The organism is Bowmanella yangjiangensis (assembly GCF_018531185.1).
Lineage (GTDB): Bacteria > Pseudomonadota > Gammaproteobacteria > Enterobacterales > Alteromonadaceae > Bowmanella > Bowmanella yangjiangensis.
On record NZ_JAHDJU010000001.1, the window covers coordinates 719,724 to 735,738 of the forward strand.

20 protein-coding genes are annotated in these 16,015 nt (G+C 50.4%); 12 read left to right on the top strand and 8 right to left on the bottom strand.

Features of this window, described 5'->3' with window-relative positions:
* Positions 1-142: 142 nt before the first annotated feature.
* The 9 genes from KJY73_RS03275 to KJY73_RS03315 all read left to right on the top strand — a co-directional run bounded on the left by KJY73_RS03275 (position 143) and on the right by KJY73_RS03315 (position 6,118).
* Complete coding sequence (locus KJY73_RS03275) at positions 143-472, top strand: metalloregulator ArsR/SmtB family transcription factor (protein WP_214340284.1); 330 nt, start codon at positions 143-145, stop codon at positions 470-472.
* A gap of 1 nt (position 473) precedes the next feature.
* A complete protein-coding gene (locus tag KJY73_RS03280) occupies positions 474-941 on the top strand; it encodes an arsenate reductase ArsC (protein WP_214340289.1) in 468 nt (155 codons plus the stop codon).
* Entirely contained in the window at positions 938-1,657 is a 720-nt protein-coding gene (gene arsH / locus KJY73_RS03285; protein WP_214340290.1) for an arsenical resistance protein ArsH, read from the top strand. The genes KJY73_RS03280 and arsH overlap by 4 nt, the downstream gene beginning before the upstream one ends.
* Before the next feature lie 11 nt (positions 1,658-1,668).
* Positions 1,669-2,685, top strand: coding sequence for an ACR3 family arsenite efflux transporter (gene arsB, locus KJY73_RS03290; RefSeq protein WP_214340291.1), 1,017 nt, complete (start codon positions 1,669-1,671; stop codon positions 2,683-2,685).
* A gap of 4 nt (positions 2,686-2,689) precedes the next feature.
* Positions 2,690-3,196 (top strand): arsinothricin resistance N-acetyltransferase ArsN1 family A, encoded by a 507-nt coding sequence (locus KJY73_RS03295; protein WP_214340293.1) that lies wholly within the window; start codon positions 2,690-2,692, stop codon positions 3,194-3,196.
* A 707-nt stretch (positions 3,197-3,903) separates the two neighbouring features.
* Positions 3,904-4,488, top strand: coding sequence for a hypothetical protein (locus KJY73_RS03300; protein WP_214340295.1), 585 nt, complete (start codon positions 3,904-3,906; stop codon positions 4,486-4,488).
* Positions 4,454-5,173 carry a hypothetical protein gene (locus KJY73_RS03305; RefSeq protein WP_214340297.1) on the top strand — a complete coding sequence of 240 codons (720 nt, stop codon included), beginning with the start codon at positions 4,454-4,456 and terminating at the stop codon, positions 5,171-5,173. The genes KJY73_RS03300 and KJY73_RS03305 overlap by 35 nt, the downstream gene beginning before the upstream one ends.
* Before the next feature lie 83 nt (positions 5,174-5,256).
* Positions 5,257-5,538 (top strand): hypothetical protein, encoded by a 282-nt coding sequence (locus KJY73_RS03310; protein ID WP_214340299.1) that lies wholly within the window; start codon positions 5,257-5,259, stop codon positions 5,536-5,538.
* Positions 5,539-5,659: 121 nt separating this feature from the next.
* Positions 5,660-6,118 carry a hypothetical protein gene (locus KJY73_RS03315; protein WP_214340301.1) on the top strand — a complete coding sequence of 153 codons (459 nt, stop codon included), beginning with the start codon at positions 5,660-5,662 and terminating at the stop codon, positions 6,116-6,118.
* Positions 6,119-6,135: 17 nt separating this feature from the next.
* Here the strand turns inward: KJY73_RS03315 and KJY73_RS03320 are convergent, their stop codons facing one another.
* Positions 6,136-6,315, bottom strand: coding sequence for a hypothetical protein (locus tag KJY73_RS03320; protein WP_214343346.1), 180 nt, complete (start codon positions 6,313-6,315; stop codon positions 6,136-6,138).
* Between the two features lie 298 nt (positions 6,316-6,613).
* On the opposite strand from KJY73_RS03320, the gene KJY73_RS03325 reads away from it, so the two are divergent.
* The 3 genes from KJY73_RS03325 (at position 6,614) to KJY73_RS03335 (ending at position 8,309) form a co-directional block, all read left to right on the top strand.
* Positions 6,614-7,120 carry a hypothetical protein gene (locus KJY73_RS03325; protein WP_214340303.1) on the top strand — a complete coding sequence of 169 codons (507 nt, stop codon included), beginning with the start codon at positions 6,614-6,616 and terminating at the stop codon, positions 7,118-7,120.
* A 648-nt stretch (positions 7,121-7,768) separates the two neighbouring features.
* On the top strand, positions 7,769-8,023 hold the full coding sequence (locus KJY73_RS03330; RefSeq protein WP_214340305.1) for a type II toxin-antitoxin system Phd/YefM family antitoxin: 255 nt from the start codon (positions 7,769-7,771) through the stop codon (positions 8,021-8,023).
* Positions 8,016-8,309, top strand: coding sequence for a Txe/YoeB family addiction module toxin (locus KJY73_RS03335; RefSeq protein ID WP_214340307.1), 294 nt, complete (start codon positions 8,016-8,018; stop codon positions 8,307-8,309). Before KJY73_RS03330 ends, KJY73_RS03335 begins: the two co-directional genes overlap by 8 nt.
* On the opposite strand, the gene KJY73_RS03340 is transcribed toward KJY73_RS03335, so the two are convergent.
* The 7 genes from KJY73_RS03340 to KJY73_RS03370 form a co-directional block, all read right to left on the bottom strand.
* Positions 8,306-10,084, bottom strand: a complete 1,779-nt coding sequence (locus KJY73_RS03340) for an IlvD/Edd family dehydratase (RefSeq protein ID WP_214340309.1) — start codon at positions 10,082-10,084, stop codon at positions 8,306-8,308. The genes KJY73_RS03335 and KJY73_RS03340 overlap by 4 nt on opposite strands.
* A complete protein-coding gene (locus KJY73_RS03345) occupies positions 10,081-10,716 on the bottom strand; it encodes a 2-dehydro-3-deoxy-6-phosphogalactonate aldolase (protein ID WP_214340311.1) in 636 nt (211 codons plus the stop codon). The genes KJY73_RS03340 and KJY73_RS03345 overlap by 4 nt, the downstream gene beginning before the upstream one ends.
* Before the next feature lie 22 nt (positions 10,717-10,738).
* Positions 10,739-11,647, bottom strand: a complete 909-nt coding sequence (locus KJY73_RS03350) for a 2-dehydro-3-deoxygalactonokinase (RefSeq protein ID WP_214340318.1) — start codon at positions 11,645-11,647, stop codon at positions 10,739-10,741.
* Entirely contained in the window at positions 11,644-12,405 is a 762-nt protein-coding gene (locus KJY73_RS03355; RefSeq protein WP_214340320.1) for an SDR family NAD(P)-dependent oxidoreductase, read from the bottom strand. Before KJY73_RS03355 ends, KJY73_RS03350 begins: the two co-directional genes overlap by 4 nt.
* A 285-nt stretch (positions 12,406-12,690) precedes the next feature.
* Positions 12,691-13,398 (bottom strand): FadR/GntR family transcriptional regulator, encoded by a 708-nt coding sequence (locus KJY73_RS03360; protein ID WP_214340322.1) that lies wholly within the window; start codon positions 13,396-13,398, stop codon positions 12,691-12,693.
* Between the two features lie 105 nt (positions 13,399-13,503).
* Positions 13,504-14,415, bottom strand: a complete 912-nt coding sequence (locus KJY73_RS03365) for an SMP-30/gluconolactonase/LRE family protein (protein WP_214340324.1) — start codon at positions 14,413-14,415, stop codon at positions 13,504-13,506.
* Positions 14,416-14,417: 2 nt separating this feature from the next.
* The gene (locus tag KJY73_RS03370; protein ID WP_214340326.1) at positions 14,418-15,980 is read right to left on the bottom strand and encodes a sodium/sugar symporter; all 1,563 of its coding nucleotides are present in this window, start codon (positions 15,978-15,980) and stop codon (positions 14,418-14,420) included.
* Between the last annotated feature and the right edge of the window lie 35 nt (positions 15,981-16,015).

Here is a 16,015-nt window from a genome sequence, read left to right on the forward strand (position 1 = left end):
ACCAAGTTTGGTTGACGCGTTCTGAAGCCACCTATGTGGCTTTTCTTATTTTTGCCCGCCGAATATTTCACTATGTGTTGAATAAATCTCTTTACATCTGAAATTTCATATATATGATTTTTCGCATGTAAAAGGAGGGCTTATGCTATCACCCTTGACGTTTTTTAAATGCCTGGCCGAGGATACCCGGCTTAAATCCCTGCTGCTGATCAGCCTGCATGAGGAGCTGTGCGTTTGCGATCTGCAATCGGCATTGCAGCTAAGTCAGCCTAAGGTATCGCGGCATCTGGCCGATCTGCGCAAATGCAATCTGCTTAGCGATGAGCGCCGCGGCAAATGGGTGTATTACCGCCTGCATCCCGAATTGCCAGTCTGGGCGCAAGAGGTTATTGCCAGCGCCGCGCAGCATAACAGCGAATTTTTAGCCGACTGCCAGCAACAGCTGACGGCCTGTTCATCCTGTGAGTCATAATATGAAGATTCTGTATATCTGCACCCATAATCGCTGTCGCAGCATTTTATCTGAAGCTATTACCAATCATCTGGCAGATGGCCTGATTGAAGCCAGAAGTGCCGGCAGTCAGCCGGCCGGTCAGGTGCACCCCCTGTCACTTAAATACCTGGCCGAAGCCGGTATTACCACCGATGGCCTGCAAAGCCAGTCCTGGGATGAATTTGAGGACTTTGCCGCGGATTTGGTGATTACGGTGTGTGACTCGGCGGCCGGTGAGAGTTGCCCACTGTGGTTTGGCAAAAGCTTGAAACTGCACTGGGGGCTGGAAGACCCGTCCAAACTCAGCGGCAGTGATGAACAAGTTAGCGAGGCCTTCAGGCACTGCATCGACCTGATTAAAGCGCGGGTATTGGCGCTAAAAGACCTGGCTGGCCAGGATAAATCCACCTGGGCCAAGGCCCTGCAACAACTGGGAGCCAGTCAATGAGCCTACAGGATATGTCACTGCCTAATCTGGATGAAAGCCAGTTTCAGGTGCCGGATGCACAGCAATTACAAGCCCCCTTATCCAGCCATAAGCCGCGCTTTTTATTGCTGTACGGCTCGCTTAGAACCCGTGCGTTCAGCCGTTTGGTGATTGAAGAGTGCGCGCGCCTGTTGACCCGTATGGGTGGCGAGGTGCGAATTTTTGACCCCAGCGGTTTGCCGCTGCCGGATGATGCCGACGAGAGCCATCCTAAAGTGCAGGAGCTACGCGAATTGGTGATCTGGTCAGAAGGGCAGGTTTGGTGCTCACCCGAGCGCCATGGTGCCATGACCGGCATTATGAAAGCGCAAATTGATTGGATCCCGCTGTCGATGGGAGCCGTTAGGCCCACGCAGGGCAAAACACTGGCAGTAATGCAGGTGGAAGGCGGCTCGCAGTCCTTTAACGTGGTCAATCAACTGCGGGTATTAGGGCGCTGGATGCGTATGCTGACTATTCCCAATCAGTCGTCGGTGGCCAAGGCCTTTTTAGAGTTTGACGACAACAACAGAATGAAGCCTTCCAGCTACTACAACCGTATTGTGGATGTGATGGAAGAGCTGATGAAGTTTACCCTGCTGACCCGGGATAACAGTGCCTATCTGGTGGACCGTTATTCCGAGCGGGTGGAAAGTGCTGAACAACTGATGCAGCGCGTTAATCAGCGTTCATTATAAGGAAGCGGGCAATGGGATTATTTGAACGTTATCTGTCTTTGTGGGTGGCACTGTGTATTGTCGCCGGGGTGTTGCTGGGCAATGCGGCGCCTGGGCTGTTTGCCCAGGTGGCGGCACTGGAATATGCCCATGTTAATCTGGTGGTGGCGGTGCTGATCTGGCTGATGATCTACCCGATGATGATCCAGATTGATTTTGCCGCCATCAAAGATGTGGGTAAAAAGCCCAAGGGGCTGGCACTAACCTTAGTGGTGAACTGGCTGATTAAGCCGTTTACCATGGCACTGCTGGGCTGGCTGTTCTTTAAAGGCCTGTTTGCCGACTGGGTGGACCCGCAAACCGCCGGTGAATATATCGCCGGGATGATTTTGCTGGGCGTGGCACCCTGTACGGCCATGGTGTTTGTCTGGAGCCAGCTAACCAAGGGCGACCCCAACTACACATTAGTACAAGTGTCTATCAACGACATTATTATGATTTTCGCTTTTGCCCCTATCACGGCGTTTTTGCTGGGCATCAGCGATATTCAGGTGCCCTGGCAAACCCTGTTGCTGTCGGTGCTGTTGTATGTGGTACTGCCGCTGATTGCCGGGGTGATCACCCGCAAAAAACTGGACAAGGCCGATGATCACAGCCGCTTAAATGCTTTTGTCGCCAAACTTAAACCCTGGTCTATTATCGGTCTGCTGGCGACTGTGGTGCTGCTGTTTGGTTTTCAGGCCGAAACCATTTTGGACAAGCCATTGGTGATTGGCATGATTGCCATACCGCTGCTGATCCAGACCTACGGCATCTTTGCCATTGCCTACTTCGCGGCCAAACAGATGAAGCTGCCGCACAATGTTGCCGCTCCGGCCTGTATGATTGGCACCTCCAACTTTTTTGAACTGGCGGTGGCGGTGGCCATTTCCTTATTTGGTCTGCATTCCGGCGCGGCACTGGCCACTGTGGTGGGGGTGCTGGTCGAAGTGCCGGTGATGTTATCGCTGGTCTGGTTTGCCAACCGTACCCGCCATTGGTTTGGATAAGCTTATGCCACAGGACGTACACATTCGTTACGCCGGGCGGGATGATATTCCGTCCATCTGCGCTATCTACAATCAGGGCATTGCCTCGGGCCTGGGCACCTTTGAAACCGAGCCCAGAAGCAATCGCGATATTGCCAACTGGCTAAAAACTGACACTCTTTACCCGGTGTTGGTGGCCGAGCAGTATGGCCAGGTGCTGGGGTTTGCCCGCTTGTCTGAGTACCGACCGCGGGATTGCTATAAAGGCATTGCCGAGTTTTCTATTTACCTGGCCGATGACGCCAAAGGCCAGGGCATAGGCACTAAGCTGTTAGCCGAGCTATTGGTAGCCGCTAACGCCTGGGGCTTTTACAAAGTGCTGTCACGCATTTTCACCTTTAATCAGGCCAGCCGCGCCTTATGCCGCAAACTCGGTTTTCGGGAAGTGGGGGTTTATGAGCGCCATGGGCAGCTAAATGGGGAGTGGCTGGATGTGGTGATAGTGGAGTATTTGGTGCCAGAGGCTGATTAGGATTGGTTGCATGGAAGCTTCGGCTTCCATGCTCCTTGAAATGTGCCTGTTGTTTTAGTGAATTAAACGACTAACGTTTGCCATTTCTCTAGCTGCTCATTTTTAAATTACTTCCCTGTTTTTTATGACACGCCGTCCTTGGCGCGCCAGCCACTTTTGGAAGGACCCAAAAGTGGCCCAAAGGTCCTTCGCTCAGAACGGCTTCTGATTCCGCCTCCACAGCAAGCTTGCTGATCGCACCGACCGAAGGCAGCATCCCTGACAAAGCTCTCGGCCTCTGGCGAACGTCCTGTTCGCCAGTGCGGCAAGCTCACCGCTGCGCCGGGAAGCCGTATTCGCTGCATTAGGCGGCAAAGCCGCCTTAATTGCCCTTTTAAACGCCGTGCTCATAAGGATTTTAAGCGGGATCAAAGCGGCTGGGCCGCTTAAGGGCATCATCGGTTGATTTGGAACGAGGCTAATCTACCAATAAACAGACTGTTTTTATCAATCACAGATGCAAGGAATTCAGAGACGGTGCCGTATAACAGCAATGGTACGGAACAGTTCCGCCTTTCCCCGGCACCATTTTGGAGCAGGTTAAAAAGCCCTTGCTAGGCAAAGGGTTAGAAGCATGCTACAAAATGGCTATGTAAAAGTTCCGTGTTTAAACACGGAGCTCTTCCGGCTAATAACATAGTTAGCATTTAAATTATTCGGAGTATGTTTTGTCAAAAGCTTTTATAACTATTGTTTTTTTCTTGATGTTGAATGGTTGTGCGTCTTTAGAATCTATAAATTATAAAGGTGAAGATGCTGGTCATGCAGTATTAACAACCGTGTTGGGAAGAGGTTCTGAGACTACTGCCACATACCACATTACAATTAGAGAGGTATCAGGCCAAAAAACTTATGAAAGTTTTTCTTATTCTCCTGGAAACTTGTTTTGGGGAAAACCATCAGATTTTTCAGATTCTGAAGGGATGGGATATGTTCATGTGGCAACATTAAAACCAGGAAAATATGAAATCTTTAGCTGGACGGCGCTTAATAATAATTGGAATGCAACGTCTGATGAGTTTCCTCCATATCAGTTTGAAATAAAATCGGGCCAAACCACTTACGTAGGAGCCTTTGCTTTCAAACCTTTTCGAGGCAGAAATTTTTTTAATATTAGTGTACTTGCTGGATTTGACTTTGTTCCAGTTCCTAATATCAAGAGAGATATGAAAATAGCTAAAACCAAAGAGAGCTCCATTGTTGATTCACTAGTGATAAATGCTAACAATGACACTCAAGCGGAAACAAAATAGTTGGCTGGTTTCGCTTCGCTCACATCATAGCCAACTATTTGTTCCGCTTAATGCGGCGTTAGCCACCAAAACGGAGATTTTAGTTTTGAAGAAGTCATTGGCTTTGATAGGTCTAGTTTCAATAGTCACAGGCTGCGTCAGCTTTCAGCCAACGCAACTTGAATATGTTCCCACAAATAGCTCTCTGCTGGTAATTGACCAAAGACCAACTGAACAAAAAGAAACCGAGATGCTCTCTTACTTGATAACCAGCTGTAAATATGGAATTCAGCGACTAGGTGATGAGTGGACTGTTCCCAATAAAATAGAGTTCTTAAAGGCCGAGATCTCAAAAACACTGCCTAATGCAAGGCAGTTAAAGATCTCAAATTTTGTATTTTACAACAATATGCAGTACCAGCTTCGTGAAGGGAATATATACAGAGGACCTATTTGGTCATTGATTGAATGCGATGAGAATACGGACCGATTTACTCAATACACGCCAGAAGAAAACCCAGAAAGGTTTAATATTCTGATTGGTACATTGGAAGGGGAACTTGATGGTGTTCCGTTTTCCATAAGAGCTGCAGAAATACCGGTATGCCCAGAAAGTATGGACAAATGCGATGGTTTGATGGCGCGAAACCATGCGATTGAGAAAATTCTTGATCAATTAATTTATTTTTTAGTCAAAGGTGGCTAACAATTCAAGTCATCGCAAAATCACTCGCAAAGCCTTACCCAAAACATTTACGTTTTCTGCTGTTCAGCTTTATGTGAACTGGAATGGACAAACCAAGAATAAGAGTGGACTTCAACGAGCTTATAGAGCCGAATTTGGTGCTTCTCTCTAAAACTGATGAAGTGGAAGATTCAGCAGGCCATATTATTCTGCTGCAGGTTGGTAAACCTGTAGCAGTGTATGAATATAATCATTATGAAAGTGGCGAGAAGGAATATTTGCTGGCTGAGGGGGTGGCAGTCCTAAATGAAATCCAACAAAGTTCCGTTGCTAAATGGTGCTGCCGTATAAATTCTCATGGAATGAGTAGAACGGTAAGCTCATAACAAACAAAGTAAGCACTCAAGGGCCCAGACTCCTTAATTGTTGAAAACTAAACACCTCTCCTCAATGATTACGAACTAAACGGGGAGGAAAACTATCCAAATTATTGGTTGGTAGAGCACTGTGAAGCACCTTCTTTTTGTTTTATTTTTTATTAGTGAGTTTGGATTGGCTTGCTCGCAGACCTATCTTGAAGGCTGGTCTGCTGAGGACAAGTTCCTCTTGGCTGTTGAAAAAGCAGACTTTGTATTCGTTGGAAAAGTTATTCGACTATACCGGCAACCAGGTCAAGCTGACCTTGTTAAAGGCTACACTGGTTTTGTGTTCGAGGTTCAAGAGAAAATCAAAGGTAATCAATCGCCTTTTGTTGATGCCATATTAACTCCGGATTGCGGCATAAACGGCTTACCATGGTTTGAAGATGACCAATACTGGCCTAATGAAATAGGCCAGAGGTTTGTGGTTGCTGGGAATAAACAAAAAATCGGCACTAGTGTTTTTGCGGTATGGCCCTACAAAGAAGGCGAGCCTCTTATGTATAGAGTGAGAATTTCTGCTAACAAAAGGATAACAAAAGGATAAACAGGGTCAGATCCAAATTAGTTCAGAGTGTTCTCTTTTCGCCACCCTGTCCGTCTGCCGCGTTTACCTTCCCGCAACGCTTTACCCGTAAGTGCTTCAACTTCGCCTACAAATCGCTCATTACCCAAAACCAACCCTTTATTCGCCGCCTTACGAATATCTTCTAACAGCTTTCCCACCACCTGATGTTTGAACAACGCTCTGCAATGCTGTTGCCGCTCTTTGTCCGTTCTACCTAATCTACCTTTTTATCAACCCCTTTTATCACCATGGCTGGAAAAGGCTGTATTAAGTGGGCAAGAAGTAATGTCGTGCAAGTATCAACTACCATCTAAAATGAAAGTCGAACTAGATGATATTTAGGCTGACGGGCTGACAAGCGCATCAAATACAGGACATTTAGAGACATTGCTTTGCGGTGCGCGCTGGACTCGCAACAAGTTGCTCGCCATTTATATGAGCGGTTTGCAATCAAACAAAGGTAGGGTGCGGAAAATGGAAAGTGAAGAATATAAAAAGTTAAAGGAAGCACTAGGTAAAGAATACGTGCTTATTACTCAAGGAAGACTGTGGTCTTTATTTGGCGGCTTTTTAGGTGTCCTCGTTGCCGTAGGTTTTATAAGTTTTAATTCTGCAAAAAATGCTTTGGAGTCGAGCACGGCGGCTAAAACAATTGCTGAGCTCAAAGACTTTCATGCAAAGGCAAGTCGGTACACTGAGGAGATCGAGGCTTATAGAAACCATAATAAGGAAAAAATTGAAAAGTTCGAGCTCTATTTTTCGGAAACTGAGCGTCAAAAGCTAGCTCTTGCTAACGCAGAGAAAGAATTGGATAAAAGAGTGATGTACAACTCAAACATTGAAATCCACAACGCAAAATTGCCTCACTTGGTAATGGATGTTGATTGGCCGAGAGGAAATACGCCAAGTAAGGGTACTAAAATACAAGTTTACGACGATAAGAGTAACGATGCTCAAACATGGCAAATTAGGAAAGATTAATTGGATGAAGGGGCAGTATTATTGATGCTGTAAAGGCATACGCGACTTCGTGATCACTACTGTTTAGGACTGTAGAGGCTATACTATTTTCGCCTATCTACCATGGAATCAATAGGGTCAGAACGAATTGATCCAACTTATTGCTACGGGAACAAGAGGTTACTGATAACCCGCATATTTGCAAATGTCTCACCTTGCTTTACTAGATACCTGTTGACGACCTTGGGGGCAATATAGATACGCGAAGGACGACAGAGATTGTCCCCTCTTCGTGTTCTTCTGATCTTCGTGGTGAGAAAACAAAATTCAAATCAACACGAAGGACACGAAATACACGAAGGGGTTAATAGCTGCTACTACAGTTTAAGATATTGATTTTGTGTGCATTACCTTCATTCATCGTAGTGGGGGTATCTAACAGCATTTTTGATCACTAAGATCGGAAGCGGCTCGAAGAAGGTATCCTTCATCACACCGAGTTCTGGCTTTTACAGTTTTTAAGCAGAGCAACATCAGCCAGGATTAATGGGTAACCCCTTGAGAGCCGCTTAATATCGCGGTAGCGGTTAAAGGTGACATGTTCATCTTATTGTACATGTTAGAGGTTAAGGCTATAGGTATGCAGTAAATTGTACATGTGGGGAAACTTTGAGAACTGTGTCTTTTACCGAAGCAAGAAATAGCCTCAAAGCGGTACTAGATTCCGTGGTTAATGACGCCGATGTTGCTGTGATTACTCGCCGTGATTCGGAAAATGCTGTTGTGATGTCGCTAGACTACTACAACAGTCTGATGGAAACGGTGCACTTACTGCGTTCACCGGCAAATGCTGAGCATTTGAATCGCTCAATTGAACAATTTAAAGCAGGTAAGGTAGCTCGCAGAGACTTGATTGATGAGTAGTCGTTTACTGTCATGGACCGACGAATCCGGGCGCGATTATCCGTATTGGCAAACCCAGGACAAAAAGACGCTTAAAAGAATAAACCAGCTTATATACGACGTTAGGCGCTCATCCTTTGAAGGTATTGGTAAGCCAGAGCCGTTAAAGGAAAACTTGGCTGGCTTTTGGTCACGCCGTATAGATGATACGAATCGACTGGCTTCCTTGCCATCTAAAAGAGGCTGGTTTGTAGGAAAGCCATGCTGTTCACCGGCGGTGAACAGCATGCTAGCTGACTTCGATTAATGTGAGTGGCGTGGCAACTTATCCCGCAGCTTGCTGTACTTGAGCATATCCACAAATACCGCGCCTTCGTCGAGATTAGAGACTTTGGCCCGGTAGATTTCCTGCCACCAGGTTTGATTGGCCGGGTACTGGCTTTGCAGGTCGAGGGCGGCGCGACGCTCGGCCAGTTCTTCGTTGCTGATCTGCACATTGACCCGGCCCTGGTTTAAGTCTACATGGACCAGATCGCCGGTTTTTAACAGTGCCAGACCGCCGCCGTCGGCCGCTTCCGGCGAGGCATTCAGTATAGACGGTGAGCCTGATGTTCCGCTTTGGCGGCCATCACCCATAGTCGGCAGCGAGCTGATGCCGCGGGCGAGTAAGGCCTTAGGCGGCTGCATATTGACGACTTCTGCCGAGCCGGGGTAGCCCTTGGGCCCGGTATAGCGCATCACCAGAATGCAGTTTTCATCGATATCCAGTTCTGGATTATCAATCTGGCTGTGATATTCCTCCGGGCCGTTAAATACGATGGCGCGGGCAGTAAAACAATTAGGGTTAGCCGGGTTTGACAGATAGCGCTGACGGAAGTCCGGGTCGATGGCCGAGACTTTCATAATGGCGGAGTCAAACAGGTTGCCGGATAGCACCATCAGGCCCGCCTGGGCCTTTAAAGGGCGCTCAACTTCATAGATCACGTCGCTGTTATACAGCGGTGCGCCTTGGCAGTTCTCGCCAATACTCTTGCCGGTGACGGTCAGGGCCTGGGCGTTTAATAGCCCGGCTTGCAGTAGCTGGCCGATCACCGCGGGCAGGCCGCCGGCGTTATGGAAGTCTTCACTTAAGTATTTACCCACCGGCTGGCAGTTGACCAGCTGCGGAATATGCTGGCCCACAGACTGCCAGTCCTGAATTTTAACATCCACGCCCGCATGGGCAGCAATGGCGTTGATATGAATCGGTGCGTTGGTCGAACCGCCCAGTGCCGAGCACACCCGGATGGCGTTTTCAAAGGCCTCGCGAGTGAGGATTTTCTCTGGCGTCAGATCTTCCCAGACCATATCCACAATTCGCTTGCCGGTATGGTAGGCCATTTGCGCCCGCTCGCGGTAGGGCGCCGGAATAGAAGCACAGCCAGGCAGCATCATCCCCAGGGCTTCGGCCAGGCAGTTCATGGTCAGCGCCGTGCCCATGGTATTGCAGTGGCCGGTGGAAGGTGCCGAACTGGCCACTTCAGCGATAAATTCGTTGTAGTCGATATCACCTTTGGCCAGGCGTTTTCTGGCATCCCAGATAATAGTCCCGGAGCCGACACACTGGCCTTTATAGCGGCCATTGAGCATTGGCCCAACCGAGTAGGCAATGGCCGGAATATTGACGCTGGCGGCCCCCATCAGCAGGGCCGGGGTGGTTTTATCACAGCCGGTGGTCAGCACCACGGCATCAATAGGGTAGCCATGCAGTACTTCAATCAGCGACAGACATTGCAGATTGCGATCCAGCGCCGCAGTGGGGCGACGGCCGGTTTCCTGGATGGGATGCACAGGAAATTCAATGGGAATACCGCCTGCATCGCGGATACCGGCTTTTAAACGCTCCGCCAGCTCAATATGAGCGCGGTTGCAGGGCACTAAATCTGAGCCAGTCTGGGCAATACCTATAATAGGTTTACCGCCTTGCAGTTCTTCAATGGTCAGGCCGTAGTTCAGATACTTTTCCAGGTACAGGGCGGTCATATCCGGGTTGGAATCGTCGTTAAACCACGCTCGGCTACGCAGTGAAATGTCCTTTTTCATGCCTGATTCTCCTGGGGCTGACTAAGGGAAATGAAACGGTTTATCAAGGTTTCGGCATTGTGCTTAAAGGCCTCAACGCTGATGCCGGGCTGATAGAGCGAGCCGCCCAAACCAAAACCCCGGCAGCCTGCGGCCATATAATCGGCCATATTGCTGCTGGTAACGCCGCCAACCGCACAAACTAAAGTACCGGCTGGCAGAATAGTGCGAATAGCTTTAATCACCGCGGGTGGCGTGAGTTCGGCCGGGAAAAACTTCAGTGCGTCGGCACCGGCGTCCAAGGCAATTAATGCTTCAGTGGGCGTGATACAGCCTGGCATGCAGTACATGCCCGCCTGTTTGGCAGTGCGAATTACGTCGGCATTGGTATTGGGCGCCACCATCAGCTTGCCACCTACTGCGGTAATCTGCTTAACCTGTTCCACGCTAGTCACTGTACCTGCACCAATCAGCACATCCTGGCCAAACTCTTTGGCCAGTAACTCGATGGATGCCAACGGTGTGGGCGAATTCATCGGAACTTCGATCATCTGATAACCGGCATCCACCAGAATACGCCCCAGACTCAGGCACTCGTGCGGTTGAACTCCTCGTAGGATGGCAACCAGCGGCAGGTAAGAAGACTCAGACATGTGCTACCTCTGAAACATAGGATTACTGGCCTGTGGCCAGGCGGTGCAGGCCGGCTAATACCGCCTGCTCGCCGGAAACGATCCGGCAGGGTAATTGGTAAAACCCAAGTGCTTGCTGATAACGGTGGGTGAGTACCTCAGAGCCAACTAGCAACAGCGGGTTATCTGTGCTTATCAGACCTGGCTCGGCCATCGCCTGACGGGCGCCCTGGATCTCGGCACCGATAACCAGCCCGGACAAATAGCTGCCTGCCTGCTCGGGGCGCATTTGGCCGGTAACTACCGCCGCTCTTGGGCTGAACAGCAAATGGGATAATCCGCGTACATCCGCGGCTTGCTCCAGACCAAGTAAAAAGGCCGGCTCATCAAAAATATGGGTATTGCATACCCCGGCCAGCGAACTGTGTTTAGTCAGCAAAGCAAACAGCTCGCCGGTAAAAAAGGTGGAAAACGCGCCGATATCGCCGCTTTCGGCTTTGGCCCACTTACTGTGGGTGCCGGGCAGGCACAACAGCGCGTCAGCCATATCTGTTAGTTGCAAGGCGCCGATAATCTGGGTTTCTTCACCGCGCATCACATCCATCAAGCCGCTGTGTCCGGCGTATTGTAGGCCGGGTACCAGTTGCACATTTGGGTGCAATTCAGTGTCAAGCTTGACCAACGCACGGGCTATATCTTGCGCACCAGCCGGGCAGGACAGATAAGGTACTTCCTGCCAGCCGTTACGACTGCCCACCATACCCGCCATTAATACCTGCTTGGATTGGGCCAGCCAGGGGCCGCAGTGGTTTTGCAGATAGGCTGCAAAGCCCTGGCCCTGAAAACCTAAAATGCCCTGATCTGTGCTGAGGGTAGCCAGTACTTCGCCCTGCGCATCCAGATGCCAGGCGCGAAAGCTGCTGGAGCCCCAGTCAACCGCAAGCATGCTCATACTCGTCCGCCGTCGACCACCAGGGCCTGGCCGGTCAGCATGCGGGAGGCCTGGGAAGCCAGAAACAGTGCCGCTTCGGCAATATCCTGCTCTTCAATACAGGCTTTTAAGGCTTGCTGGTCCAGGCACTGTGCCACTGCATCGGGGGTGGCCCAAAGCTGTTTCTGGCGCTCTGTCATTACCCAGCCGGGGATCAGGCTATTTACTCTGATGCCATTTGGCCCCAGTTCACGGGCCAGGGCTTTGCTCAGCCCCAAAATCGCAGATTTAGCCGCTACATAGGCAGGGTAGCCGGTCAGGCCCAAAAGAGCGGAATTGGAGCCAATATTGATAATACTGCCGTGCCCTTGGCTGGCCATCAGCGCCGCCACGGCCTGGGCGGCAAACAGATGCGGGCGCAGGTTGATATTCAAACTGTCGTCCCATTGCTCAGGTGTCAGGCTGGCCAGACTATGGCGGTTATCCGAGGCGGCGTTATTTATCAGCACGTCCACCCCGTCCATTTCGGCGCAGGCATTTTCTATACAGCGTTGCAGCGCGGCTATGTCGCGAATGTCGCAAGACTGAAAATAGGCCTGACGGCAAAACTCGGCTTGCAACTCGGCATTTAGCCTTGCTGCGGCATCGGTTTGTATGTCTACAAAGGCCACCTGGGCACCTTGTGCGACAAAGGCCCTGACCAATGCGGCACCTATACCTGAGCCGCCACCGGTGATAAACACCCGGGCATCGGCGAGATCGTTATATTGTCCGAACATCAGACCCTCCTGGCACATCCTATGATGGCACTCTTGATATATTATTTATAATATAATTATACATTGGTCAAATCAAACCAAATTCTCTTCAGTATAAGAAAAATCCAATGCCTGATTTCACTCAGGCTAGTATTTTGTTTTTAAAAGAGAAAGTGAACGCAAGATAATGAGTCAAAGTGACTGAATAAGTGTCGCGGGAGAAGGTGGTAGACCACTAAGATACTTGGGTGAGAGGAGCCAAGGCACAGCCGATTGATTGTACCTTAGCGTATAGGGGCTCGGTTATCAGCCTTTGATGCGGTCTTCGATAAGTTGCAGGGCCTCGGCTTCCATCACATGGGAGGTCTGATGGGCAAGCTGAGCGTCACCGGCTGCAATGGCATCATAGATTTTACGGTGATCCAGGTAGCTGGCGCTGTCCACACCCTTAAATTGGTTCGTAAAGCGGATACTGACCTTCAATGCCGTTTCTATAAAGCTGCGCAGCTGCATAAAGAACGGGTTCTTGCTCGCGCGCAGAATGGCCGAGTGAAAATCAATGTCGGCGATCAGCGGGTCTTCAATACCTTCTTCGGCGGCTTTGATTCTGCGCAGGGCATCGGCAATGGCATCCAAATCGGACTGTTCGGCATTACGGGCTGCCAGGGCTGCGGCTTCCGGCTCAATGGCCAGACGCAATTGCAGAAAATCACGTAAGGTTTGCAGGCTGGGGGTGCTGGATAAGATCCAGTCCAGCACATCCGGGTCAAACAGGTTCCAATGCTCGCGGCTTTGTACCGTAATCCCCTTACGCGGACGGGAAACCAGCAACCCTTTGGCGGCCAGCATCTTAACTGCTTCGCGGGTAGCGGTGCGGCTAATCTGATAGCGATTGCAGATTTCCGCTTCGGAAGGCAATCCTTCGCCCACGGCAAATTGCTCGCGCACTATGGCTTTACCCAATTCATGCACCAATTGGTGAGTAAGATTGTTGTGACTGGCGGGTTGAAGCATGGTGGCCACCGTATTTTTATACTATTTGTATGTTAAAGGGTTCTGGTCATGGATACCAGATATCTGTTTGGTTTTCCTACAGTTGTTTACTCAACAAAACGGGAATTACGGCCCGTCTGTTGTTGTGGTCACAAAAGTAGGCTCGGTTAACGCCCTGGCATTTACCTGGTAGATAAACAGATCGCCGGCATAAGGTTGAGCCTGACGCTCGGCGTCAGTCAGCTCATCCCAGGCACTGGTAACAAACAGCAAATCGCCCTGCTTGCCGCCGAGCGCCACACAGGTCGGTTGGCTGACCGGCACTGGCAATTTGCCCAGCAACTGGCCATCCGCTGCATAGCAACATATTTGGCTTGCGCCCCACTGGGCATTCCAAATCCGCCCTTGGCTGTCGGTGCAGGAACCATCCGGGCTGGCACCGCTTTCTGTCTGAACAAAAAGCTTACCGCTACTTGGCATGTCAGCAAAATCATAGCGGCAAATCTGCCCAAGGGGTGAGTCGGCATGGTACATAACCCTGGCATCCGGGCTCCAGCATAAACCGTTGGAGATACGGATACCGTCAAAAGCAGGGGTTAACTGCCCGTTAGCGTCAAAGCGGTATAAACTGGCACTGGCCCCGGATGGGTTAATTGCCGGGTTCTCCACCATAGTGCCAATCCAGAAGTTGCCGTCCGGGCCCACTTTGCCGTCGTTAAAGCGGTTGCCTGGCAGATGACTTTCCCCTTCGTGCAATATCTCAGTCTGGCCTGACTCAGGCCAGTAAAGGGCAATAGCGTGCACGAAAGCCACAATTAAGCAGCCTGGCTTATCGGTAAAGCCAAAGGCGCTGATGGCAAAAGGTGGCGCAAACTGCGCCAGTCTCTGTTCTGTCAGGTCGTAGCGGTAGAACGCTTTACCTTTAATGTCGGTCCAGTAAACCGAATCTGAGGCCTGATGATACAACACCCCCTCGCCAAGCCGGTTTTGTACCGGCAGGCGGGTAATGAGTTCGGCCTGAATGGCTGAATGCTGCATGCTTACCACCAGGTGATGTACAAGGCTGCCAGAATGGCAGTGACGGCCAGGGTGGCCACATTGTACGAGCCTGACGTGGCAAATTGCACACCGTCCAGCAGGTTCTGGCCACGGGCCTGGGCATTGCGATCCAGCTTGGAGACCAGCATGGCCAGCACTAAACAGCTGATAAATACCACGCCAACCCGATCAATAAAGGGTAGCTCCGGAGCCATAAATTTCAGCGCAAGTGACAGGGCAAATGACCCCAAAGCCGCAGCCATGGCACCTTTGGAGGTGGTCGGTTTCCAGAACATACCCAATAGGAACAACACAACAATACCTGGGGTAAAGAAGCCGGTGAACTCCTGAATATACTGGAAGGCCTGATCCAGCTGACCCAGCAGCGGCTTGGCGCAAATCACCGCCAGCAACATGGCCGCGACACTGACAATACGACCAATACGCAGGTAGTGTTTATCACCCAGGTTGGGGCGATAGTGGGTATAAATATCCATGGTAAAGATGGTTGAGATACTGTTTGCCATGGAGCCCAGCGAAGACACTATCGCCGCCACCAATGCGGCAAATACAAAGCCTTTAATGCCTTCAGGCATCATGCCAAGCAGCATGGGGTAGGCTTTATCCGCGGGTTCCAGACCGGGCTGCAGCACAAAGGCCACAATACCAGGCAGCACTACGATAATGGGCATCAGCAGTTTTAAGAAGGCAGCGAATACTATGCCTTTTTGCGCTTCTTTGAGATCTTTGGCCGCCAGGGTGCGCTGGATAATGTACTGGTTAAAGCCCCAGTAAGACAGGTTCATAATCCACATGCCGCCGATCAACACTGACAAACCGGGCAAGCTCATGTAGTGCTCGTGCTCGGGGGCCAGGATCATATCGAATTTCTCAGGGGCTTTATCCAGCAGGGTGGTAAAGCCATTGATAATGCCGCCGTCACCCAACATGCCAAGGGTGATATAGGTGAGCAGTAAGCCACCGGCAACCAGCACCACCACCTGAATAATATCGGTGTAGGCTACGGCTTTGAGGCCGCCATACAGGGAGTAGGTGAGGGATAGCAGCGCCAGGAACACCAGGCCTACTGTCATATCCACCCCTGTGATGGTATTAATAGCCAGCGCCCCTAACCACAGAATGGAGGTGAGGTTGACGAATACATACACGCCCAGCCAGAAAATCGCCAGGGTCAGGCGTACGTCATGGCCGAAACGCTGTTCCAGAAACTGCGGCATGGTATAAATGCGGTGTTTGAGGAAAATCGGCAGAAAGTATTTGCCGACAATAATCAGGGTAATCGCCGCCATCCATTCATAAGAGGCAATGGCCAGGCCAATGGCGTAGCCCGAACCCGACATTCCGATAATCTGCTCGGCAGAAATATTGGCTGCGATCAAGGATGCGCCAATGGCCCACCAGGGCAAGCTGTTACCAGCCAGGAAGTAATCCTGGGTGTTTTTTTCATGGCCGGCTTTTTCCCGTGAGACCCAAAAGGCCACGGCAACCAGCATCACCACATAGGCGGCGAACAGGGATATATCGAGTGAGGACAATGACGACATGCTTAACTTACCCGGTTAACTAAAAGATAACATTC